This is a genomic window from Microbacterium sp. BE35, from assembly GCF_031457705.1.
In the GTDB taxonomy this organism is placed as follows: Bacteria; Actinomycetota; Actinomycetes; order Actinomycetales; family Microbacteriaceae; genus Microbacterium; species Microbacterium trichothecenolyticum.
In genome coordinates, this window is record NZ_JAVDXD010000001.1 from 1,278,069 (window position 1) to 1,302,188 (window position 24,120).

The following is a 24,120-nucleotide window of genomic DNA, read 5'->3' on the forward strand; positions in this document are numbered from 1 at the left end:
GCAACGGCACCATTCCGCATGTTAACCCCGAGTCGTCCCTCGCACCGAATCGCGTTGGGTTTTCACCTCGCGACCTGCCTCTTGCTCGTGTCCTGCCGTGATGCCCGCTAGCCGATGACGCTCGGCTGCAGGTCGCGGAGCGTCCGGAAGTGGGTCATGCGGGTGACGCCGATCGCGGCCACCACGCCCGCGCCGACGAGCCAGGCGAGCAGCACGGCGAGGTCGAGCCAGACGCGGTCGGCGCTGCCGCCGTACATGACCTGGCGCATCGCGTCGACGACGTAGCCCATGGGCAGCACGTGGTGCAGCGCCGCGAGCGGTGCGGGCAGCGTCTGCCACGGGAACGTGCCACCGGCGGTCACGAGCTGAAGCACCATGAGCACGAGGCCGAGGAACTGCCCGACCGAGCCGAGCCACACGTTGAGCGCGAGCACGATCGCGGCGTAGGTGGCCGACGCCAGCAGCAGGATGCCGAGGGTCGCGAGCGGGTGCGCGAAGGAGAAGCCGAGCGCGAGCGAGAGCACGCCGAACAGTCCGAGCATCTGCGCCCCGCCGAGGAGCGCAGGGGTCGCCCACCCGGCCAGCGTGATGCGGATCGGCGAGTGCAGCGCCGTCACCGCGCGCTTCGAGACCGGCTTCACGATGAGGAACAGCGCGTAGATGCCGATCCAGCCCGCGAGGGCGGCGAAGAACGGCGCGAGGCCGGCGCCGTAGTTCTGCGCCTGCGTGAGCGACGAGCGCTCGATCTCGACCGGAGCCGCGAGGGTGTCGGCCTGGGCTTGGCGGGTGTCGGCGTCGTACGACGGCAGTCGGGCGGCGCCTGCGGAGAGCCCGTCGCGCAACTGTGTTGCGCCGTCCTCGAGCCGGGTGAGCCCACTGTCGAGCGTTGCCGCGCCGTCGCGCAGCTGCGCGGCGCCGTCGGCGGCCGTCGCGGTTCCCGCGGCGAGCGTGGACGACCCTGCCGCGACAGATGCCGCTCCTGCCGAGACCTGCTGGGCGCCGGAGTTCAGCCGGTCGATCTGCGCGACGGCTCCCTGCACACGGCTGTCGACGGCATCGAGCCGGTCGCCGACCGGGTCGAGCGTGGCGAGAACGTCGTCGATCCGGGCCTGGTCGAGGCCGGCTTCACGGAGCTTCGCGGCGATGTCGTCGCGAACCTGCGGCAATGTCGAGATGGCGGACGAGGATGCCGCGCCGATCCGGTCGGCGATGGCGTCGAGCTGTGCGGTGCCTCCGGCGACCTGCGACGCGCCGTCGGCGACCTGTGCCGCGCCGGCGGAGAGCTGGGCTGCACCGTCGCGCAGCTGAGCGGTGCCGTCTGCGAGCTTCCCGGCGCCGGAGGAGAGCTGCAACGCGCCGTCGCCTGCCTGGGCGAGACCGTCGACCAGCTGCGAGGCGCCGGTGGCGGCATCCGTCAACTGGACCCGGATGGTGTCGAGCGCGTCGAGCATCGTGAGACCCGCCTCAGCCACCACCTTCTCGGTGATCGTCGTCTGGATGCGCTCGACCGCCTGCGTGCCGATCGTCGAGGCGAGGTAGTTGTTGGCGTCGCTGGTGCGCAGCACGATGTCGGCCGTCCGCGGCTCGCCGGTCGTGATCGACGCGATGGCCGCCGTGAAGTCGGCGGGCAGCTCGATCGCGAAGTCGTAGCCGCCCTCGTCGAGTCCGGCGTCGGCCTCCTCGGCGGTGGCGAGGTGCCAGTCGAAGGTGCCGTCCGCGATGAGCTCCTGGGCGACCTCGTCGCCGAGATTGCGGTCGGTGCCGTTGAGTTCGGCGCCGGTGTCGGCGACGACCAGGGCCACCGGCACCTGGTCGAGCTGGCCGTACGGGTCGCGGTTCGCCCACAGGTACAGGCCGCCGTAGAGGATCGGCACGACCATGAGCGCGATCAGGGCGATGAGCGACATGCGCGTCGACGCGAGCCGCCGGAGCTCGGCGAGGACCATCTGGGGGACCTTCATGCGCGGCCCCCTCTCGTCCGTGCGGTGAGCCTGCGGACACGAGGTCGTCCGATGGTCCCGGGCGTTTCGTCTCGCTTCGCTCGCTCGACGACTGGGCGGGAGGTCCGCCCGGCGACCGGCTGCGAGGCCTGTCCGGCGATCACGAGCACCGCGTAGCCGCGGGCGGCGAAGTCCTCCGCCACGGCCCACCACGCGGCGGGCCGGCCGCCATGGCGGTCGGGGGAGACGAGCACGACCGCCTCGACGCCCTTGCGCAGCACCGCCAGCTCGCAGAGCGCCCGCACGCGGCGGGCGGGATCCACGTTCGAGACGGGAACGGATGCCTCGTCCCCGAGGCCGTGCTCGTCGAGCCATCGGCGCACCGCGACGGGATCGGACCGGCGTCCGGCGAACATGAGCTCCTCGGCGGCGACGCCGGCGAGCGTGACATCGGGCTCGGGCTCCGACACCTCGGGAGCATCCACCAGGGCCACCCGGCGCCGAAGCGCCGAGGGATCGGTCTTCCCGTCCAGCGTCACCGCGCCGGTGTCGGGGCGCATGCGACCCGATGCGATGAGTCCGAGCACCGTCGGCCGCTGCTCGGTCTCGGCGGCGACCAGCGTCGCGGCGCCGGACTCGAAGGCGGCCGAGGTCGCCGGCAGCGCGTGCTCGCGGCGGCCCTTGCCGACCGCGTCGAGGACGACCCTCACGCGCCGGCCGCCTCGGGGGTGGCGACGATCTCGGGGTGCTCGTCGAGCAGCGCGTCGGCCTGGCGCCACGACAGCCCGGCGATGCTCAGCACGGCGCGCACCGCGAGGTCGCGGGCAGCGGGCGACGAGGCGTCGATGCGGGTGATGACGGTGCGCGCGGTCTCTTCGACGAGGCGGGCGAGCGTCGGGGCGGCGACGTCGGTGCGCAGCACCTCGGCGTCCTGTCCGTCACGCACGATCCGCACGACGGTGCGGCGAAGCGGTGCGAGCGCAGTCGCCGTCTCTTCGAGGTGGGCCTCGTCGAGGGCGATCGCGGCGACCACCTGCACGTGCGCGGCCTCGTTCCACAGGGCCGCGGCGAGACGCGCGAGGGCGACCCTCGCGTCGGCGTCGTCGATCGCGGCGGCGACGGCATTGAAGCGCGCGGCCCCCTGCGCGACCAGTTCGCGCACCAAGGCGTCGCGGTCGTCGAAGTGCCCGTACAGCGCCCGGCGCGAGAGGCCGGCCTGGCGGGCGATGGCGTCGACGGACGCGCGGGGGTCGTGCGCGAGGGCGACATGAGCCGCGGCGAGGATGCCCGCGCGGTTCTCGAGGGCGTCGCGCCGCGGACGGCGCGCGGCATCGATCGAGGAGGTCATGCCTCCACGTTAGATAACTTGCACAGTGGTGTGCAAGTTAAGTCACGATGACTCAGTCGGTTCCCAGGTCGAACGCGGACGCCTCGTTCGCAGCATCCGTCGCCTCGGCGAGCTCTTCCTGCTCGGAGCTGAAGGGCGCGGCGTGCTCGGTGATCTCGCCGGCTTCGCCCTGCGTGAGATGCCCGACGAGCTCACCCGTCGCGCCGCCGATGAGACCCTTCGACGCGTAGTACTCGAGGCGCACGCGCGAGTCGGCGATGTCGAGGTTGCGCATCGTGAGCTGGCCGATGCGGTCGGTCGGGCCGAAGGCTGCGTCGCCGACGCGCTCCATCGAGAGCTTGTCGGGGTGGTACGACAGGCGCGGGGCCGTGGTGTCGAGGATCGTGTAGTCCTCGCCGCGGCGCAGGCGCAGCGTCACCGAACCGGTGATGGTCGAACCGACCCACTTCTGGATCGACTCGCGCAGCATGAGCGACTGCGGCTCGAGCCAGCGGCCCTCGTACATCAGGCGGCCGAGCCGGCGCCCCTGTTCGTGGTAGGTCGCGAGCGTGTCTTCGTTCAGGATGCCGTTGACCAGGCGCTCGTACGCGGTGAACAGCAGCGCCATGCCCGGTGCCTCGTAGATGCCGCGAGACTTCGCCTCGATGATCCGGTTCTCGATCTGGTCGCTCATGCCGAGTCCGTGGCGGCCGCCGATGCGGTTGGCCTCGAAGACGAGCGCGACCGGGTCGGCGAATTCGACCCCGTTGAGTGCGACGGGGCGGCCCGCCTCGAAGGTGACGGTGACGTCCTCGGTCTCGATGTCGACCGACGGCTCCCAGAAGCGCACGCCCATGATGGGCTCGACCGTCTCGAGCGAGACGTTCAGGTGCTCGAGGGTCTTCGCCTCGTGCGTCGCACCCCAGATGTTCGCGTCGGTGGAGTAGGCCTTCTCGGCGGAGTCGCGGTAGGGGAAGCCGTGCTCGACGAGCCACTCGCTCATCTCCTGGCGGCCGCCGAGCTCGGTGACGAAGTCGGCGTCGAGCCAGGGCTTGTAGATGCGCAGCGCGGGGTTCGCCAGCAGGCCGTAGCGGTAGAACCGCTCGATGTCGTTGCCCTTGTAGGTGGATCCGTCGCCCCAGATGTCGACGCCGTCCTCCTTCATGGCGCGCACGAGCAGCGTGCCGGTGACGGCACGGCCGATGGGCGTGGTGTTGAAGTAGGTGCGGCCGCCCGAGCGGATGTGGAACGCGCCGCACGCGAGGGCGCCGAAGCCCTCTTCGACGAGCGCGGGCTTGCAGTCCACGAGGCGCGAGACCTCGGCGCCGTACTCGAGCGCGCGGCTCGGGATCGCGTCGATGTCGTCCTCGTCGGGCTGGCCGAGGTCACCGGTGTAGGTGCAGGGGATCGCGCCCTTGTCGCGCATCCACGCGACCGCGACGGAGGTGTCAAGGCCCCCCGAGAAGGCGATGCCGACGCGCTCGCCGACGGGCAGGGACTGGAGGACCTTCGACATGCCCTCAAGTCTAGTTAAGGGGAAGGATGCCGCCCCGCGGTGCGTCGGCTGTCACTCCAGTCACGCTGGCAACAGTGGCACGGCGCGCCGGAGCCTGGCTAGGCTGACCGAGAGGTGTGGATCCGGTCATGATTTCGGGAGTGCGACCGGGCCATTCAGCGACATGGACCGGGGGGTCAGTTGTTCTCCAGAGTGCGCTCACGCATCGCGGCATCCGTCACGATCCTTGCGATCGCCGCCGCCACCTTGATCGCACCGGCGGCTTCGGCCGCCCCGATTCTGCCCGACCCGGCACCGGTCGCCATCACGGCGGTGGCGACGCTCGACAAGACCGCGTCGGCCACCGAGGTCGCGCCCGGTGAGACCTTCACGTACACGCTGACGGTCGGCTGCTCGGCCATCACGGACCTCGGATGCCGCGGCGCGGTGCTCAGCGACGTGGTGCCCGCGCCGTTCGTGGTCGTCGAGGCGGTGGTCGGCGGTGGCGCCAACACCGCCGCCGAGCCGGTCATCGACGGCAACTCCGTGACGGTGACCTGGACGACGCCGCTCGGCGACGGCACGGTCGGCATCCTCGACAACACGACGGGAATCGTCGAGATCACCGCGCAGCTGCCCGCGGACGCGTCGTACGACGTCAGCGGAACCCCGGTGATCAACCAGGCCACCATCGAGGGCGCGAACTTCGCCGACGAGGACGCCGTCGCACCGGTGACGCCCGTCGTGCCGCTCGAGCTCGCGACGACCGCGAGCAAGACCTTCACGCCGACAGAGGCGATCGCCACGCCCGGTGCCGCCGTCTCGGCCGCCCTCGGCGGCACGAACACCTCGAATGCGACCGTCGAGTCGCTGTCGATCCAGGACCCCGTCGATCCGGACGCCTCGCCCAACCCCTTCGATTCGCTCGCGTTCGCGAGTTTCGGCACGGTGACGCCGCCGACCGGTGCCGACCCCGTGCTCACGACCTACGAGGTCTACGTCGACGGTGCCTGGGTCGAGGCTCCCGGCGGCACGCTTCCCGCGGGTGTGGCGCCCGACGAGGTCAAGGGCACCCGGGTGACGTTCAACGGCGCCATCCCCGCCGGCGCCTCGGGGTCGGTCGCGCTGAATCTGACGGTGACCGATGCCGCGACATCCGAACCCGACGGCACCACCGTCGCCAACGACGTGCTGTCGACCGTCGCGATCGGCGATGAGACCGCCACCGGCGACGCCGCGGCCTCGTTCACGCTGCGGCAGAACACCGTGACGGTCGCCGCCGGCAAGTCGTTCGACCCTGACCTGGTGATCGCGGGCGAATCGACCACCGTCACCATCGGCGGGCGGAACACCTCGACGATTCCGATCGACCAGCTGACGATCACCGAGCCGTCGACGGGCTCCTTCCCCGCCGAGTACACGTTCGGCGGCTTCGCCGGGCCGGTGGCCTGGCCTGCCGGGGCGACCTCGGGCGAGGTCGTCTACACGCTCGCCGGTGGCGGAACGGTCACGGTTCCGTTCGCGAACAACACCGTTCCCGCCCTCCCCGACGGCGTGGACCCCGCCGACGTCACGTCGTTCCAGCTCGTGTTCACCGGCGACATCGTCCCCGGCGGCGAGACCGAGGTCCCGTTCGCCGTCGACACCGACCCCGACCTGACCGGACTGCCGATCACCGTGCCGAACGTGGTCGGCGTCGAGGGCGAGAACGCGGGCGTCACCGGTACAGCCGACGCCACGGATGAGCTGTACATCTACGACGAGGTCATCGAGCCTTACATCTCCAAGCAGATCCGGCCGACGCCGATCCTGGCCGTTCCGGGCGAGGTGGTGACGGTCACTCTGAACGGCGGCCTCACCGAGCGGCCGTCGCCCCCCGACAACCCCACCGGCACCACCGGACGCGCACAGCAGGTCGTGATCCAGGATCCTGAGGATCCCGTCGAGGGCGATGCGTGGTGGAACGCGTTCGACCTCACTGCCATCGCGCAGACGCCGGTGCCTGGCGATTCGACCCTCACGATCGAGTATTACGACACGACGACCGGCACCTGGGAGACGCTCGCGGGTCCCATCGCCGGGCCGACGATCTACTCGCAGCAAGTGCCCTCCGACATCAGCGACGTCGCCGGCGGCGTGCGGTTCGTGTACGACTACACCGGCGACGCCGGCGGGTTCGCGCCCGGCACCGACTTCGCGCCCAGCTTCACCTCGTCGCTGCGCGAGGACGGGCGCTACACCGAGGAGCCGCCGTTCAGTGACGACGAGAGCACCTTCGTTCCGAACTGCGCGCAGACCGATGCCTCGAGCGCGAACCCCAGCGTGCCCGACGGGCAGGCCGTGCTGCCCCCCGACGACTGCCCCGTGCTGGAGCTCGTCCCGCCGGACCCCGGCAACGCCGATCTCATCGACAAGTCGTTCGGCACGTCGAGCTCGGGCGGTATCAAGACGGTGATCGCACGCTCGGGCGACACCATCCCGTCGACCCTGCGCTGGTCCACCGGCGGCTACTCGAACCTCGAGCACGTCGACATCATGGACACTGCCGATCCGCCTCGGACGCTCGTCGTCGACAGCGTGTACGACGCGTTCGACCTCGTCCGCGTGGAGCCGATCACCCCCGCCACCGACCCGCTCATCGCCTACGATGCCGTCCGCAGCGTCGAGCTGTGGAACGGGACCGCGTGGGTGGACGCAGCGAACGACCCTTGCCCCAGCGCCTGTGCGGGACAGTTCCCCGGCATGGCGCTCACGACGGCCGAACGGGCATCCACGATCGGCGTCCGGCTCATCTTCGAGGAGAGTCCGGACCGCGCGGCGGCATCGGCAGGCGACCCGACGGCTCCGCCGGTGGGCTCGGGCGTCGCGCGCTCGTTCACCAACGACCGGCCCGTCACCCTCGTCTGGCAGGTGCGCGACGTGCGTCGCAGCGACGGGACCGCCGTCCTCGGCGACGAGCTCTACAACCTGGCCACCGATGGCGTCGTGCGCAACACCGCCCGGGCCACGGGCTATCCCGTCAGCGGTGGGACGATCATCGCTGAGGATCAGGACGACGTCTCCATCATCGACGTCCCGCTGACCACGACGACCGACAAGAACTGGCAGGGCGGCCCGCTGGCGGTTCCCAACGACCCCGATGTCCTCCCCAGCCAGTACCCGCTGAGCCGGATCACCGTGACGACGCGCAACACGACGCCGGCCAAGGTGGACATGCTGCAGATCACCGACACCGCACCCGGCTCGGTGACCGATCGTCGCCAGGATCCGTTCCAGGCGTTCGCCTTCAACAACTTCGTACGCATCGACCTGCCGGTGGGTGCCACCGACACCGTGGTCACCCTGTCGTGCTTCGGGGGCGCACCGCTGGAGCTGACGCGCGCCGAGGCGCTCGCGCTCACCCCGAACACGATGCCCTGTGAGGTGTCGGGCGTGCAGGTGACCTACACCGGCCGCATCGCGGCGAACGCGGCCGGCGTCGTCGAGTTCGACCTGCGGCTCCGACCCTTCTGGCGGGGCACCACCGAGCGTGTCTCGGTCGCGGACTCGCCGATCAGCAACACCGCAGAGGGTGTCATCGCCGATGTCGACCCGTTCACGACGTGCCCGCCGCCCGAGCGCGCCCGCTGGGCCTGCGACGACGCTTCCGCGGCGATCGCGCTCGAGGAGCCGACGTTCTCGGTCAGCGCAGGCAAGACGATCGCGCCGGCGCAGCAGAAGGAGAACGACTTCTCGCCGGTCACAGTGACGCTCACCGGTCAGCCCGGCGGATCGGCCCGCGCGTACACGATGCTCATGACCGACGACGACCCGACGTTCTGGAACGCGATGGACTTCGTCGGGCCCGACCCCGACTGGCAGCTGCCCCCGCCCGTCGGCAAGGTGCAGGTCTGCTACCTCGACGGGGGTGACTTCACCGACGCGAACGTCGTCGCTGGGGACGTCGGGGGCACGTGGACGTGCATGCCGCGTCTCGGAGACCTATCGGTCGCGGCCGCCAAGACGTTCCTCGAGAACGCGCCGAGCACGCTGCACGGACTGAGCTTCCAGTTCTGGTCGGATGTCGAGCTCGGCTGGACCAACCCGGTCAATCCGATCATCAACGTCCCGTTCTTCGTGGAGCGCCGTGCGGACCTTCGTACGGGCGAGCCCACACCGACGACGCGCAGCGATCAGGTCCCCGCGCCGGGGGAGCAGGACGCGGGCGTCTTCTTCGACACGGTCACGGTCGAAGGCATCTCGGCCCAGATCGGACTCGGGGAGCGGCTCACCGACGACGAGACGGCCGAAGCGGAGTACCGCAACCTGCACCTCGAGGCATCCGTCAATGTCGTGAAGTCGCCGACCGGCGACGTGCGGCCGGGCGTCGAGATCCCGTTCACTCTCGCCTACACCAACACCGGCGAGCGGGCGCTGACCGACGTGGTCTTCACCGACGAGCTGCCGCTCACCGCGGGAGGCCAGCCGCAGCTGATCTTCAACCCCGACCGCGACCCGAGTGTGCCGCCATGGTCGTTCTCACTGACCGGCGCCGCCCCGACCCCGCCGAACGGCGACCCGCTTCCGACCGACCCGGACGAGGTCGAGGTCGATGACCTCGGCACGAGCATCGTCTTCACGATGCCCGAGGGATCGGTGCTCGAGCCGGGGCAGACATACACGATCACGCTGCGCATGATGCTGCGACCGGGTCTCACGCCGAACGACTCCGTGACCAACACGGCGACGATCGACGTGGCCGAGCCGCTCGACGAGTGCGTGCCGAGCTATGACGAGGCGACCGGACTGTGCGCAGACACGGCGACGGTGCGGCCCCTCGCTGTTCCCGCCCTGAGCACAGTGAAGTTCGTGCGCGCCGACAATCCGCCGAACCTGCCCGACGTGCCGAACGTCCGCAGCGACGACGCCAACTTCGAATGCGAGGGCAGCGCGAACGCCGATGGCTTCTACCGCTACCCCTGCGTGCCGCTGACGCTCCCCGGCGACACCGAGACGTGGCGCCTGCACGTCACGAACGCGGGCACCGTGCCGATCTCGAAGCTCGTCTCGATCGACAACCTCCCGACGCCGGGCGATCAGGGTCTGATCGTGGTGATTCCGCGCGGCAGCGAGTGGCAGCCGACGTACGCGGGTGAGGCTGCCCTGATCGTCGACCCGACGACGCCTTCCAACGCCCAGATCTCGCTGTTCTACTCCACGGCGGCGGTGCCCTGCACCGCCGACCTCAACCCGGTCGGCACCCCGTGCGCGATCGGCGCGTGGCTGCCGCTGGACGACACCGTCGACCCGGCCACGGTGCGGAGCATCAAGGTGGCGGTCGACTTCCCCGGCGACGAGAAGTTCGAGCCCGGCGACTCCCTCACGCTCCAGTTCAAGACCCGCACCTCGCCCGATCGGCAGGTCGTGAACGACCAGCCGACGGCGTACAACACGATCTCGACGGGCGGCGCCGCGCTCAGCGGTGATGCGACGGTGCTCGTGCCGGCCACCGAGGGTCGCCGGGTCGGCGTCGCGTATCCGACAGGCTCGATCGCTCTCGAGAAGATCGTCTCGGGGCCGGCCGCGGAGTTCGCGCCCGACTCGTTCCCGGTGCAGCTCGTGTGCACGATCGACGGCCAGCCGATCGGGGGCCTCCCCGAGGTCGAACTCGTGCCCGGCGCGGATCCGACGGTGATCGACGGGCTGCCGCTGGGCGCGGAGTGCACGGCGACCGAGGACCAGTGGGGCCAGACCCAGACGGACATCGGCACCGCCACGGTCGCCCTAGACACCGAGGAGATCGGCCTCGTCACGATCGAGAACATCTATGACGTCGCCTCACTCCGCATCAGCAAGGCGGTGGACACGGAGGCTGTCGACAGCGGTGGGGATCCGATCCCCTACGGTCCGTTCACCTTCGAGGTCACGTGCGAGCTCAACGGCCAGCCGGCATACGCCGACGGCTACGGCCCAGACGTGCCCATGATCGAGGAGATCACCCCCGAACAGGCGTGGGCGCTCGACGGGCTGCCCGTCAACGCGACGTGCACCGTCGAGGAGACCGACGCCCTCGGCGCCGAGGGCACCACGATGCAGGTCGATTCGGAGGAGCCCGTCGAGGGCACGTCGGTGGACGTGACGATCCAGGACGAGACAGAGGTGCAGGTGCTCGCGACGAACTCGTTCGGCGTCGGATCGTTCCGCATCGAGAAGTCGCGCACCGGCGCCGCCGCCGAGGACTTCGGCGCCGGGCCCTTCGAGTTCGCGGCGGTCTGCACGCTCGACACCGGCAGTGGAACCCCCCGTATCGTGTGGGCCGGCTTCCTGACGCTCGATGAGGGCAACGGCTACGAAGCGCAGGTCGACGACGTCGCCGCCGGGGCGAGCTGCACCGTGCGTGAGACGGAGGACGGCGGCGCGACATCCGTCGAGATCACCCCGTCGCAGTTCACGATCGAGTCCGGCGGCACCCAGGTGGTCGGGGCCGTCAACACGTTCGACGCAGGGTCGCTCACGGTCACCAAGGTGATCGACGGCGAGGGCGCCGAGCTGTGGGGAGGGGGTCCGTTCACGGTGGTGCTCGACTGCCTCGACGGAGCGGGCGAGTCCGTGATGATCCCGGGCGGCGCCGAGCAGGTGCTGAGCGAAGAGAACGACTACACCTACACCTACGAGCCGCTTCTCATCGGCCTCGAATGCACGCTCACCGAGACCGAGACCGGCGGCGCGCACGCGACGACCATCACGGATGCCGAGGGCGAGCCCGTCGAGACCGTCGAGATCGTCGAAGGCGAGACCGACGTCACCGTCACGAACACCTTCGACGTCGGGCAGATCGAGGTCGTGAAGACCGTGTCGGGCGGCGACGCGTCGCTGCACCGGACCGACTCGTTCGAAGTGACCGCATCGTGCACGTGGAACGGCTCGGGGATCGAGGTTCCCGGCGGCGCCGTCCGCGCACTCACGACAGGCGCGCCGGTGATCTTCGAGGATCTCCCCGTCGGCGCCGAGTGCACCTTGCGCGAGACCTCGAACGGCGGAGCCGATGCCGTCACGTACACGCCGGCGGACCCCGATGGCGCGGACCGCGCCGTCGTGACGGTCGGCGGCGAGGACGCAGCATCCGTCGCCATCGACAACCGGTTCGACAGCCCACTGCCGGCGACGGGTGCGGACGGTGCCCGTATGGCGGGTCTCGTGGCGATCGGGGCGCTGGCGATCCTCGCGGGAGTCTTCGCGATGGTCGTGATGCGCCGCCGCGGCCGGAGGGTCTGACGACGATGGGCGGGTGCGTCACCGCACCCGCCCATCGGCGGCCTCCCCCTGGCGCTGATCAGATCGCCAGCGTGCGGCGTGTGGCCGGCGCGCCGTGGCGCGTGGACCGCTTCTCGCGGTACCGGCCGATCAGGATGATGATCGAGCCGATCGCCAGGAAGCCGACCAGGATCACGCCGATGTAGGTGAATGCCGACGAGTAGCCGCCTGCGCCGTGCGGGTCGAGGAACGGGTACGGGTACCACCACGGTGTGGTGCCGTCGGGGTTATCGACGCGCTCGCCGCGGACCATCGTGTACGTCGTCCATGCCAGCGGGTAGCCGACGAGCACTGCGAGCGACCACCAGGGCAGCGCCCGCCGACGCGGGGCCAGCAGCAGGTCGAGCACGAAGTAGATCGGCAGGACCACGTGCAGCACCTCGGCCGCGTACTTGTCGAGCAGCGCGATCCCGGCGGAGTCGCCGAGCGCGATGGCCGAGGGCAGTCCGCGCAGCAACGCGTTGTAGACGAGGCCGAGCAGCAGCACGGGTCCCGTGACCGCCGCCAGAGCCAGCGCGATGCCGAAGGGCTCGCGCTCGGAGCCCGGGTGTCGCATCGCCCAGGATGCGGCCACGAACAGTGCGACGATGCTGAGCAGCGTCGACACGATCGTGAACAGGCTGAAGTAGTTCGCCAGCACGTCGCCGAGGCCCTGCCCCTGGCGCGCTGCGCGGTCTACGTTGACGATGAACCCAGCGACCACCCCGGAGATCCCGGTGAGTGCCGCGGCGATTCGAAACCATGCCCAGTGCATGTCCTACCCCTTTCGACATCACGCGAATTGCGTGTCGCTTTCTGCCCCGAGCTCAGATGTACCCCCCTCGATACGGGGGTGTATCAAACCTTTGTGTCGGCAAGGTGGGGAAAACGCGCGCCCATCACCGGGCGTTGTCAGGACCCTACAACGTGTCCACCGTTTGGTGGACAACCTCGACAAAAGCCGCGGAACTCCGGGCGTGTCCGCCGTTCGGGGGACACGCTTGACCCCCTGCGAACGGCCGGTTCGGCGTCAGTCCGACACGACCGAGGAGGGGACGGATGCCGCCGCTCCGGCGTCATCCGACGCGCCGGCGGCTGCACCCCGGCGCCGTCCCCACCACACGACGAATGCCCCGACGGCGACGATCGCGCCCGCGATGCCGATGACGTAGAGGATCACCGAGGGCCATCCGCCGGGGTTGTTCGGGTTGAGGAAGGGATACGGGTACCAGAACGGATCGCCGCTCACGGGGTTGGTGGCGAGAGGGCCGCGGAGCATCGTGTAGATCACCCAGACGATCGGAACAGCGACCACGGCCCAGAGGCTCCGCCAGGCAAGCGCACGGCGCAGCGGCCCCACGAACACGTCGAGGAGCAGGAAGATCGGGCCGATCAGGTGGAGCACCTCGTTCGACCACGGGATCGGGGCACTGCCCTGGGGCAGCTCGATGCCCCGCAGCAGACTGTTGTACACGATGCCGGTGATGATCATGTAGGTGCTGACGCACGCCAGCGCCACCGCAAGGCCAGGGGGCTCGGCATCCGGATCCTGTCGGCGCCCCTTGGAGAGGTACCAGAGCGCGATCCAGGCGAGAACGACCGCGGCGGCGGCGTTCGAGAGGATCGTGAAGAAGCTGAAGAAGTTCGCGATCGTCGTGGTGACGTCGCGGCCGAGCTCGATCGCCGTGCCGATCGACTTCGTCAGCTGCGCCGCGATCGCCGCGATCGTCACCGCCGCCATCGCGAGTCGCAGCATCGTCCAGGTCGTCGCCCATCCCCGCCTGCGCGTCATGGGCTCACCATATCGAGTGGGGTATGTCGTGGTGCGTCAGGGTGTGACTCCGCGTGGCGCGGGTGGGCGCGCCGCCGGATGAGTCGGGCTAGCCTCGGCCGCGGCGGAGGGACCGCCGTGCCAGACCGAGGAGGATGCCCGTGCCGACGCTGCTGGAGGACGAGGCGCTGGAGTTCGTGCGAGATCTGATCCGCATCGAGACCGTGAACACCGGCGTCGCCGCGACCATCGGCGACGGCGAGACCCGCGCGGCGCGGTGGGTGCAGGAGCGGCTGGCGGAGGTCGGCATCGCGTCGGAGCTCGTCGAGTCGCGTCCGGGTCGCGGGTCGCTCGTCGCGCGCCTCCCGGGGAGCGATCCGGATGCGGGCGCGCTGCTGGTGCATGCGCATCTCGACGTCGTTCCGGTCGAGGAGAAGGACTGGATCCACCCGCCGTTCGGCGCCGACATCGAGGACGGGTATCTCTACGGGCGCGGCGCCGTCGACATGAAGAACTACGCGGGGACCATCCTCGCGGTGGCGCGGCACTTCGCCCGCGAGGGGATCGTGCCGCGGCGCGACCTGGTGTTCGCGTTCCTCGCCGACGAGGAGAGCGGCGGCGTATGGGGTGCCGGCTGGCTGGTCGAGAACCGGCCCGACCTGTTCGCGGGCGTCACCGAGGCGCTCAGCGAGGTCGGCGGATTCTCGGTGCCTCTGGCCGACGAGCCGGGCGACGACCGTCGTGCGTACCTCGTCGCCACGAGTGAGAAGGGTGTCGCGTGGTCGACGCTGCGGGCCCGTGGACGCGCAGCGCACGGCTCGCGGCCCACCGCCGACAACAGCGTGGTGCGCCTCGCGCGGGCCGTGGCCGCGGTCGGCGAGCACCGCTTCCCGGTGGTGCGCACGCCCGCGCTGCAGCGGTTCCTCGACGTGTTCGGCGAGGCACGCGGTCTGGCCTTCACCGACGAATCGCTCGCCGACGACCTCGAGAGCCTCGGATTCGTCTCGTCGCTCGTCGGCGCGACGACGCGCAACACCGCGACCCCGACCGTGCTCGACGCCGGCGACAAGACGAACATCATCCCGGCGGAGGCGGCGGCGCGACTCGACATCCGCATCCTCCCCGGCCAGGACGACGCGTTGCGCGAGGGCCTGCGCGAGCTCGTCGGCGACGACATCGATATCCGGGAGGGCCGGTGGTGGTCGGCGACGGAGGCGCCGGTCGACGCCCCGATCATCGGCGTCCTCCAGGACGCGATCTCTGTCGACGACCCCGACGGCGTCGTCGTGCCCTACCTGCTGCCGGCCAGCACCGACAACAAGCACTTCGCCAAGCTCGGCATCCACGGCTACGGGTTCGTCCCGCTGCGCGTGCCGCGCGACTTCGACGTGTTCGCGCAGTTCCACGCCGCGGATGAGCGTGTCCCCGTCGATGCGCTCCGCTTCTCGGCGCGCGTGACCGAACGGATCCTGCGGACCGCCTGACCACCGCTATCGAGACGGCGCCTCCGCGGTCGGCGCACCCGACTCCTTCCAGGCGGGGAAGCCGCCGTCGACATGGGCGACGTTCGTGAAGCCCTTCGCGCGCAGCTGCTCGGCGACGGGGCCGGAGCCGTTGATCGTGCCGCACACGATGACGATGTCCTGGTCCCAGTCGGTGATCTCGGCGAACTTCTCGGGCGAGTCGATGAGGAACTGCGCGTCGAGGTTGTTGCGGTCGCCGCGGATGGAGCCGGGGATCACGCCGTCGCGCGCCCGGCCGGCGTCGCTGCGCACGTCGACGACGAGTGCTCCTGCAGCGGCGCGCCCGGCGGCCTCCTCGGCGGTGATGAGTGGCGCGTCGAAGGTGGGCTCGGCGGCGGTGTCGGTGGTGTCGGTCATGGCAGGGTGATCCTTTCGGACGGACGGACGGACGGACGGATGCCGCTCCTCGGCGCCACGCTACGGCCGGCGCGTGCGGCCCCGGGCATCCGTCCGTCATACGGCGCCACGATCCGTCACGCGCCGTCGCGCCCTGGTGCTCGACACCGGCCCGCAGAACGAGCGCCCGCAGCGTCTTCGGGTGATTCGCGGGGTCGTCAGCCGCCGAAGCGTTCGGCCTGCATCCGCGCGGCAGCCGCGGCGGGATCCTCGTCCCACGTCCGGGGGCGGGCGCCCTCGAGCGCGCGGCTGAGCGGCACCCAGCCGACCCATCGCAGCGGCTCCCAGCCGGGCGCCGGCGTCAGGGCCTCGAGGGCGCGGTACTCATCGACGCGCACACGATCCCACGCGTGCACGACGCGGCCGTCACCGAGGCTCAGGCCGACGTGGCCCCAATCTCGGCGCTCGCCGAAGAGCTCGCCGACGCTCTCGTAGAACACCAATGCATCGGCGGGCGGCGCCCCAGTGTTCGCCGACGCACCGTACAGGCGGGCGGACTCCGCCGCGTCGTCGCCGCCGAACATCTCGAGGTCGTTCGAGCGTTCAATCGCGTCTTCGACAAACGCCAGGCAGCGCGTCGCGTACTCGCTCGAACCCTCGTGCCCGAGCGCCCAGGCCACCGTGTTCGCGCTGCAGGTCTCCACATCGAAACTCATCGACAGCAGGGTAACGGGTCAGAACGGAGCGTCTCCGCAGTCCACGGCACGGAACACGGGCACGGTGCGCTCCGGCTCGACCAGGTACCGGCGGCCCGAGGGCGACGTCCACTGGATCGCACCGCCCGAGCCGGCGACCTGCTCGATCGTCCAGTCGGTGTGATGTCGGACGGTGTGATGCCCTTCGCACAGCGGCCCCAGATTCGTCAGCTCGGTGCTTCCGCCGAGCGCCCAGTCGACGTTGTGATCGATGTCGCACCGGGAGGCCGGCATCCCGCACCCCGGTCCCATGCATCGGTCCGCCCGCCACTTCACGAGCTTCGCCAGCGCCGGCGGAGGCCGGTACTGATCGCGGCCGACCGAGAGCACCATTCCGGTCTCGGGGTGGGTGAGCACACGCGTCCACCCGGGTGCGCCGCCCGCGAGTTCCCGCGCCACGGGCAACGGGACCGGCCCGATCCCCTCGACGACCGTCGGATCGAGGCCGGCCGCCGCGCGGGAGGCGTCGGACTCGTGGAGGAGTGCGAGCACCGGGACTGTAACGAACACCGTCGCCCGCACACCCCGGGCCTGCCCGGGATGAGCTTCGACAGCGCCGTCGATGAGGAGGTCGAGCACGACATCTGCGCGAGCCTGATCGAGGGTGCGGGTGTCGCCGTCGCCCGCCTTGACCACCTTGGCCATCGCGGTCGCCCGTGACTGCGCCGCGGTGATCGCGACCAAAGGGGCGTACAGATGCAGCCACCCCATCCCGTCGTCGTCGGGCTCGACGGCGATCCGCCGCTTGGTGACGGCGCGCTCGTATCGCTCGGTCAGCGTCGCCGAACGAACGGTGTCGATGAGCGCGCGCAATTTGCGGCGGAACGTGCCCACCGGCTCCGCCTCAGCCAGCGCGAGGCCCGGCTCGAGCACCTGCGCGCGGAACTCCGGTTCGAGTTCGTTCACCGCGGAGACCAGGATCTCGGCGTGCCGCTCGGTGATGCGAGTGCGCTCCATCGATGCCAGCACCACCGGGTAGGAGTGCACCAGCGCTTCCGCGAAGCCCAGCAGATCACCGGCCGCGTGCTCGGTGATCCGCAGCGCCGCCGCGAGTTCCAGTCGCACGCCGCGTTCGACGACCTCGGTGAGTACCCGGCCGTTGCGGGTCGCATCGCGCAGCGCATCGCGCCGCATCACGTCGATCCGCACCAGTCGCTGCGCGGCGAACACCGTCATCATGTCGGCCGCTTCGACGACCAGATCGAGCTCATCGGGAAGCACCTGGTCAGGCAGCGCCGGGTCGATGAACATGCTTCGACTTTAGAACATACCTACGACATCCAGGGAGGGTCGAGCGGCTCCCGCAGCTGGAGTCAGGCAACCGACCCCGGCGAACGACGGAGCACGATCGCCGCCGGCATCCGCTTCACGATGGAGCGGAACAGCGGCTTCGCGAGATCTGCAGCCTCCGCCGGCTCGACGATGTGCGGTGACGACACGGAGTGGGTCGCACCCGACCACGTGAGTTCGGCCGATCCCGCCGCCACGACGTTGCGCGCCCAGTTCGTGTTCCGGCCCCACGGCAGGCCGATCATCACGAGCGCCGGATCCACCGTGGGCACCATCGCGACGGGCGTCGCGTACGCCGTCCCGCTCTTGCGCCCACGATGGTGCAGCACCGCCCACAGCGGGAACCAGCGGCGACCGGCGAGGGCGTTCGCGAGGGGTTCCGTGGCCTTCACGAGCGCGCGCGGTGGTCCGGAGCCGCCGCCTGCCGCCCGCCGCATGGAGAAGCCGCGAAGGCCGCTGCCTCCGGCGAGCACGTCGCCGAAGTGGTACGAGATCGTGATGGCCATCGCAACTCCGCCGACAGCCGCGCCGACGGTCTCGCCGCGCGAACGGATGCCTCGCCGCAGCAGCAGCGTCCCCACGATCGCGTTGGCCGCACTCCATGCCACGTTCACCCGCGGCGACGACAGACCGACACCGGGAGGATCGGCGAACGGGCTGGGAAACGGTCGTCCCTGCACGCCGCTCACCCCGTGCGGCACAGCGTTGACGAGCAACGCGGCGCCGACCGCGCTTCTGACGACCGACCTGATCGACACGGGCCCACCCTACGACGGCGGTCGCAGCATCCGTCCTCCGAATCAGGATCTCCTGATCCGCCAAGACGTCAGGCCGCGAGCTCCGCCCGTTCGCCGACCCCCGGCAGCCCGAGGTTCTCCCGCAGCGTCGTTCCCACGTACTCGGTCGGATAGATGCCGCGTTCCTGCAGCTCGGGGATGAGGCCGTCCACGATGTCGTCGAGCCCCTCAGGGACCAGGTACGGCGACACGTTGAACCCGTCGACGGCACCCGCCTCCACGTACTTCTGCACCAGGTCGGCGATCGTCGAGTACCCGCCCACGAAGGTGCGCAGCGACGACCTCTTGATGACGAACTCGCGGATCGACAGGCCCTCGGCGGCCGCGCTCTCGCGCCACTCGCGCGCCGTCTCGACCGCGCGGCGGCCCTGGAACAGCGATCCGCGCTGGCCGTCGACCTCGTCGACGACCGGGTCGATGTCGGGCAGGGGTCCGTCGGCGTCGAACTCGGAGAGGTCGCGGCCCCAGATCGGCTCGAGGAAGCGGATCGCCGTCTGCGGCGACACCTGCGCGCGCGTGACCCACTCGGCCTTCTCGCGAGCCTCGGCATCGGTCTCGGCGAGGATGAACTGCGCACCGGGGAAGAACTTGAGGTCGTCCTCGCTCCGTCCGTGGCGAGGGAGGCGCCGGCGCACGTCGGCGGCGAACGCCACGGCGTCCTCCAGACCCGGATGCCCCGAGAAGATCACATCCGCGCTCGCCGCAGCGAATTCGCGGCCCTCGTCGGAGTCGCCCGCCTGGAAGAGCACCGGCCGGCCCTGCGCGCTCGGCGGCAACGGCGCGGGGCCCTCGAACGACACGAGCTGATCGCCGACCCTGACCGGGGTGCCGACGCCGTCGGCCCCCGCGTCCCACAGCCGCTGGGCGGCGGCCACGAACTGCGCCGCCCGGCGGTAGCGGTCGGCGTGCTCGAGGTAGCCGCCGCGGCGGAAGTTCGCTCCGGTCCAGGCGTTGTCGGTCGTGACGATGTTCCACCCGGCACGGCCCTCGCTGAGCAGGTCGAGCGAGTTCAGGCGCTTCGCCAGGTCGTACGGGTCGTTGTACGTCGTGTTCTGCGTCGCAACGAGACCGATGCGTTCGGTGACGGCGGCGAGGGCCGCGAGCTGAGTCTGCGCATCGGGCCGGCCGGCGATGTCGAGGTCGTGGATGCGGCCGAAGTGCTCCCGCAGGCGCAGACCCTCGCCGAGGAAGAACGCCGAGAACAGCCCGCGCTCGGCGGTCTGCGCGATGCGGCGGAACGACTCGAAGTCGTACTGCGAGCCACTGCGGTCGCTCGACCAGATGGTTCCGAAGTTGACCCCCTGGAAGAAGACACCGAACTGGATGCGGCGGGACGTGGTCATGCGAACTCCTTCACGGCGGTGGCGGCATAGCGATTGACGGGACGCTCGAGCCCGAGTGCGCCACGCAGGGTCTCGCCGGCTCGCGGCGATCGGAAGCCGATCTGCTCCCGCAGCGCCGGCAGCACCGCGCGACCGAGCTCCTCGAGATCGACATCGAGCTCTGCGACGTGAAGGCGTACACCGTCCACGGATGCTGCGAGCTCCGCGATGAGCGCGACCAGACCGTCGGCCCCACCCGTGTAGCGCAGGCGCCCGACCTCCGGCCAGGGCCCCAGCACGGACAGTCGCCGAGCCGCGGACACCCCTCGGGCGTCGAGGACCACTTCGACCTCGGCCCAGACGAGGGTCGCGCCTTCCGCACGCGCGCGGGCGGCAGTATCCGTGATCTCCGCCCGATCGGCACCCGTGACCAGCGCGACGTCCGCACCCACGGTGCCGGCGGACGACACCACCACGAGCTGCCCCTGCGGCGGCCGTGGCGTGATGAGCGGACCCTTCACCGAGAAGCTCTCGCCCTCGAAATCGACGTAGTGCAGCTTGTCGGCGTCGAGATACCGGCCGGTGGCGACGTCCTGGATGACGGCGTCGTCCTCCCACGAGTCCCAGAGCCGGCGCGCGACTTCGATGACGTCGTGGCGCTCGCGCTCGAGCTCGGCGTCGGTCAGCGCCTCGCGTCCGTACGCGGCGGCGTCGTGCGCGGACCCGGAGGACGCGGCGATCCAGCCCGCGCGTCCGTTCGACGTCCAGTCGAGGCTCGCGAGCTGCGTCGCCACATGGAACGGCTCGCTGTAGGCGACGTGGGCGACGGGCACGAGCCCGATGGCCGACGTGAGCGGGGAGATGAACGCGGCGCGCTGCACGGCGTCCAGGCGAGGCAGGTCGCTCGCAGGCAGCGGTGAGTCGTCGAAGGTCACGGCGGTGAAGCCGAAGCGCTCGGCGGCCGCGCCGCGGGAGGCGAGAAGGCGAGGCGACGCCGCGGCGGAGGCAGCGGATGCCGCGGGGTGGGCGCCGTGGGCATCCAGCTCGAGGGCGACAGCGAAACGGGTGTCGGACATGCGAGCCACGGTAGGTCTCCGCACCCGCACTGGGCCGGACTGCGTCGCCGGGTTCCGGAGTGTGACGCCGCGTTGCAGACCGTCACGATCCGTGTCGCCGCGGGGCCGGCGCGGTTGGGCCGCCTGCCCGGCAGGGCCCTACGTTCGGCCTACCGGCGCACCCCTCAGACCCCGCGCCCCGACCGAGGAGCCCCCTCATGACCGACACACTTCCGCGCCAGGCAGGCGCCGCCGAGGCCGTCCCGCCGTCGTCCGCGGCGTCGTCGCGCGTCGACCTGGGCGACCTCCGCGTGGTCCACACCCGGCATTGGTTCCGGTGGTCCATCGGCATCGTCGTGCTGTTCGTCGTCGCTCAGTTCGCGTGGTCGCTGGTGACGAACGAGAACTACGAGTGGGACGTCTTCGCGCACTACTTCCTCTCGGAGCCGGTGCTGCAGGGCGTCGGCATCACGCTGGCACTCACCGTGATCTCGGCGACCATCGGCTTCTTCCTCGGCACGCTCCTCGCCCTCGCCCGTCTCGCGAAGTCGCCGCTGCTCAACTCCGCCGCCTGGGTCTTCATCTGGTTCTTCCGCTCGGTGCCCCTCGTGGTGCAGATCATCGTCTGGTACAACCTCGGCTACCTGTATCCGACCCTCGGCCTCGGCACCCCGTTCACGACCGACTTCTGGATCGTCGAGTTCCCGACCGTGCAGCTCATCAGCGCCTTCGCGGCCGCCATTCTCGGCCTCAGCCTCAACCAGGCCGCCTACTCGGCGGAGATCATCCGCGGCGGCTTGCTGTCGGTCGACCAGGGCCAGCTCGAGGCGGCCGCGGCACTCGGCATCCCTCCGCGCCGGCGGTTGACCCGGATCGTCCTGCCGCAGGCGATGCGCTCGATCGTCCCGAACGCCACCAACGAGGTGATCGGCCTCGTCAAGGGCGCGTCGGTCGTGTTCGTGATCGCGATCCCCGAGGTGTTCTACGCGGTCCAGGTCATCTACAACCGCAACAGCCGCGTGATCCCGCTGCTGCTGGTCGCGGTGGTCTGGTACACGATCATCACCACGATCCTGAGCATCGCGCAGTACTACATCGAGCGGCACTACGCCCGCGGCAGCGTCCGCGTCCTGCCCCCGACGCCCGTGCAGCGGGCCCGCCACTGGATCGCGCTGCAGTGGGCGCGCCTCGGCGACGCTGATTCGTCACCACCTCCTCTGGAGGGATCGGATGCTGCGCCCCTGCCCACTGCGGCACAGCACAGCAACGGCAACGACGCGAAGTTCGGAGGGCGCTGACATGAGCACCACCATCGTCCAGACCGCGGCGGAGACCCCCACCAAGGGGCTCGTCGAGATCCACAACGTGCACAAGAGCTACGGCGGCGTCGAGGTGCTGCGAGGAATCGACCTGACCGTCCAGCCGGGCGAGGTCGTCGCGATCCTCGGGCCGAGCGGCTCGGGCAAGTCGACGCTCCTGCGCACCATCAACCACCTCGAGAGCGTCGACCGCGGCTCGGTCACGGTCGACGGCCAGCTGATCGGCTACGAGCTGCGCGGCGCCAAGCTCTACGAGCTGCGCGAGCGCGAGGTGCTCGAGCGCCGCACGCAGATCGGCATCGTCTTCCAGAACTTCAACCTCTTTCCGCACCTGACCGCGCTCGAGAACGTCACGGAGGCGCCCGTCGCGCTCGGCCGGCTCTCGAAGGACGACGCCCGCGAGCTCGCGCTGGGCCTGCTCGACCGTGTCGGGCTCGCCGACAAGGCGGAGCATTACCCACGGCAGCTGTCGGGCGGGCAGCAGCAGCGCGTCGCGATCGCTCGAGCTCTCGCGCTCAAGCCCAAGGTGATCCTGTTCGACGAGCCGACCAGCGCGCTCGATCCGGAGCTCGTCGGCGAGGTGCTCGACGTCATTCGCGACCTCGCGCAGCTCGGCACGACGCTCGTGATCGTCACGCACGAGGTCGGGTTCGCCCGCGAGGTCGCCGACCGCGTCGTGTTCCTCGACGGCGGCCGCGTCATCGAGCAGGGCCCGCCCGCCGAGGTGCTCGTGGCACCGAAGCACCCCCGCGTCCAGGACTTCCTCGCGAAGGTCCTGGCCTGACCCCACCGAGATCTCGATCCCGAGTCCTCACCCGAGAGAAGGAAGCAGTCACATGGCACTCAGCAAGAAACAGGGCATCGCGATCGGCGTCGGCGTCGTCGCGGTGGCCGCGATCGTCGGCGGCATCGTCTGGGGCGTCAACCAGAACGCGCCGGCCGAGGCGGCCGCCCCCGAGGCGACCGAGGAGTCGGCGAACGTCACGACCGACGAGATCCAGTGGGTCCGTCTCGACGAGCCCGTCGCCGAAGCCGTCGAGGCGCTCGAAGCGAGCGGCTTCGAGCCGGTCGAGCCGGGCAAGCTCACGGTGGCGCACTCCGCGTACGTCCCCCCGCTGGGCTACATCCCCGAGGGCGAGACGAACCCCGCCGGCACCGAGCCGAACATCGGCGCCCTGATCGCCGACGCGCTCGGCCTCGAGTACAACCCGGTCGTCGTCGCGTGGGCGGACTGGCCCCTCGGCATCCAGTCCGGCAAGTACGACCTCATCACCTCGAACGTCACCGTGACCGAGGAGCGCAAGGAGCTCTACGACTTCGCGAGCTACCGCGAGGACCTTCTCGGCTTCTACGTGAAGAGCGACAGCGACATCGAGAAGATCGAGGAGGCAGCGGACATCTCGGGCCTCAAGATCGCGGTCGGCTCGGGCACGAACCAGGAGCAGGTGCTGCTCGCCTGGAACGAGGAGCTCGAGGCCGCCGGCGAGGAGCCGGCGGAGCTGCAGTACTTCGACGACAACGCCGCGACCGTGCTGGCGCTGCAGTCGGGCCGCATCGACGCGACGTTCGGTCCGAACGCGACGTCGGCGTGGGCCGCCCGCGAGACCGGTGACACCAAGCTCGTCGGCCTCGTGCCCGGCGGCTGGCCGCTGACCGCGAACATCGCCGCCGCGACCGCCAAGGGCAACGGACTCATCGAGCCGGTGGCCATCGCGCTCAACTACCTCATCGAGAACGGCCAGTACGACGAGGTCCTCAAGATCTGGGACCTCGAGTCCGAGCGCGTCGACGAGAGCCTCGTCAACCCGCCGGGACTCCCCAAGTCCTGACGGATCGGCACAGGATCGGAGGTTTCGGACGACACACCGGGGACGGATGCTGCCACCCGGCGTGTCGCCGAGAACCTCCGATTCTGTGC

The 24,120-nt window shown here is 70.4% G+C and carries 17 protein-coding genes; 5 read left to right on the forward strand and 12 right to left on the reverse strand.

Features of this window, described 5'->3' with window-relative positions; all coding sequences use genetic code 11:
• Window positions 1-107: 107 nt before the first annotated feature.
• From J2Y46_RS05595 to argG, 4 genes are read right to left on the reverse strand one after another with little or no spacing between them, the layout of a single operon-like run.
• Window positions 108-1,961 carry a YhgE/Pip domain-containing protein gene (locus tag J2Y46_RS05595; protein ID WP_045302062.1) on the reverse strand — a complete coding sequence of 618 codons (1,854 nt, stop codon included), beginning with the start codon at window positions 1,959-1,961 and terminating at the stop codon, window positions 108-110.
• A complete protein-coding gene (locus J2Y46_RS05600) occupies window positions 1,958-2,650 on the reverse strand; it encodes a hypothetical protein (RefSeq protein ID WP_045302064.1) in 693 nt (230 codons plus the stop codon). The genes J2Y46_RS05595 and J2Y46_RS05600 overlap by 4 nt, the downstream gene beginning before the upstream one ends.
• Window positions 2,647-3,288, reverse strand: coding sequence for a helix-turn-helix domain-containing protein (locus J2Y46_RS05605; RefSeq protein WP_045302066.1), 642 nt, complete (start codon window positions 3,286-3,288; stop codon window positions 2,647-2,649). Before J2Y46_RS05605 ends, J2Y46_RS05600 begins: the two co-directional genes overlap by 4 nt.
• A gap of 52 nt (window positions 3,289-3,340) precedes the next feature.
• Window positions 3,341-4,783 (reverse strand): argininosuccinate synthase, encoded by a 1,443-nt coding sequence (gene argG, locus J2Y46_RS05610; RefSeq protein ID WP_045302068.1) that lies wholly within the window; start codon window positions 4,781-4,783, stop codon window positions 3,341-3,343.
• A gap of 192 nt (window positions 4,784-4,975) precedes the next feature.
• Here argG and J2Y46_RS05615 point away from each other — a divergent pair, with 192 nt between their 5' ends.
• Window positions 4,976-12,016 carry a DUF5979 domain-containing protein gene (locus J2Y46_RS05615; RefSeq protein ID WP_310240872.1) on the forward strand — a complete coding sequence of 2,347 codons (7,041 nt, stop codon included), beginning with the start codon at window positions 4,976-4,978 and terminating at the stop codon, window positions 12,014-12,016.
• A 58-nt stretch (window positions 12,017-12,074) separates the two neighbouring features.
• Here the strand turns inward: J2Y46_RS05615 and J2Y46_RS05620 are convergent, their stop codons facing one another.
• Together J2Y46_RS05620 and J2Y46_RS05625 are read right to left on the reverse strand one after the other, a co-directional pair.
• Entirely contained in the window at window positions 12,075-12,809 is a 735-nt protein-coding gene (locus J2Y46_RS05620) for a Pr6Pr family membrane protein (RefSeq protein ID WP_310240874.1), read from the reverse strand.
• A 255-nt stretch (window positions 12,810-13,064) separates the two neighbouring features.
• Entirely contained in the window at window positions 13,065-13,826 is a 762-nt protein-coding gene (locus J2Y46_RS05625) for a Pr6Pr family membrane protein (protein WP_310240875.1), read from the reverse strand.
• A gap of 134 nt (window positions 13,827-13,960) precedes the next feature.
• On the opposite strand from J2Y46_RS05625, the gene J2Y46_RS05630 reads away from it, so the two are divergent.
• Window positions 13,961-15,289 (forward strand): M20/M25/M40 family metallo-hydrolase, encoded by a 1,329-nt coding sequence (locus tag J2Y46_RS05630; protein ID WP_045302076.1) that lies wholly within the window; start codon window positions 13,961-13,963, stop codon window positions 15,287-15,289.
• A gap of 6 nt (window positions 15,290-15,295) precedes the next feature.
• On the opposite strand, the gene J2Y46_RS05635 is transcribed toward J2Y46_RS05630, so the two are convergent.
• From J2Y46_RS05635 to J2Y46_RS05660, 6 genes are all read right to left on the reverse strand, one after another.
• Window positions 15,296-15,685, reverse strand: a complete 390-nt coding sequence (locus J2Y46_RS05635) for a rhodanese-like domain-containing protein (protein WP_045302078.1) — start codon at window positions 15,683-15,685, stop codon at window positions 15,296-15,298.
• 197 nt (window positions 15,686-15,882) lie between these two features.
• A complete protein-coding gene (locus J2Y46_RS05640) occupies window positions 15,883-16,380 on the reverse strand; it encodes a hypothetical protein (protein WP_310240878.1) in 498 nt (165 codons plus the stop codon).
• Between the two features lie 18 nt (window positions 16,381-16,398).
• Window positions 16,399-17,670 carry a DUF222 domain-containing protein gene (locus J2Y46_RS05645; protein WP_310240881.1) on the reverse strand — a complete coding sequence of 424 codons (1,272 nt, stop codon included), beginning with the start codon at window positions 17,668-17,670 and terminating at the stop codon, window positions 16,399-16,401.
• A 62-nt stretch (window positions 17,671-17,732) separates the two neighbouring features.
• On the reverse strand, window positions 17,733-18,467 hold the full coding sequence (locus J2Y46_RS05650; RefSeq protein WP_310240883.1) for a nitroreductase family deazaflavin-dependent oxidoreductase: 735 nt from the start codon (window positions 18,465-18,467) through the stop codon (window positions 17,733-17,735).
• A gap of 68 nt (window positions 18,468-18,535) precedes the next feature.
• Window positions 18,536-19,849 carry an LLM class flavin-dependent oxidoreductase gene (locus J2Y46_RS05655; protein WP_310240885.1) on the reverse strand — a complete coding sequence of 438 codons (1,314 nt, stop codon included), beginning with the start codon at window positions 19,847-19,849 and terminating at the stop codon, window positions 18,536-18,538.
• Entirely contained in the window at window positions 19,846-20,904 is a 1,059-nt protein-coding gene (locus J2Y46_RS05660; protein ID WP_310240886.1) for an LLM class flavin-dependent oxidoreductase, read from the reverse strand. The genes J2Y46_RS05655 and J2Y46_RS05660 overlap by 4 nt, the downstream gene beginning before the upstream one ends.
• A gap of 197 nt (window positions 20,905-21,101) precedes the next feature.
• Here J2Y46_RS05660 and J2Y46_RS05665 point away from each other — a divergent pair, with 197 nt between their 5' ends.
• The 3 genes from J2Y46_RS05665 to J2Y46_RS05675 are packed head-to-tail and all read left to right on the forward strand — an operon-like array spanning window position 21,102 to window position 24,031.
• The gene (locus tag J2Y46_RS05665; RefSeq protein WP_310240887.1) at window positions 21,102-22,181 is read left to right on the forward strand and encodes an amino acid ABC transporter permease; all 1,080 of its coding nucleotides are present in this window, start codon (window positions 21,102-21,104) and stop codon (window positions 22,179-22,181) included.
• Between the two features lies 1 nt (window position 22,182).
• Window positions 22,183-22,986, forward strand: a complete 804-nt coding sequence (locus tag J2Y46_RS05670) for an amino acid ABC transporter ATP-binding protein (protein WP_310240890.1) — start codon at window positions 22,183-22,185, stop codon at window positions 22,984-22,986.
• A 52-nt stretch (window positions 22,987-23,038) separates the two neighbouring features.
• The gene (locus J2Y46_RS05675; protein WP_045302091.1) at window positions 23,039-24,031 is read left to right on the forward strand and encodes an ABC transporter substrate-binding protein; all 993 of its coding nucleotides are present in this window, start codon (window positions 23,039-23,041) and stop codon (window positions 24,029-24,031) included.
• Window positions 24,032-24,120: the final 89 nt, after the last annotated feature.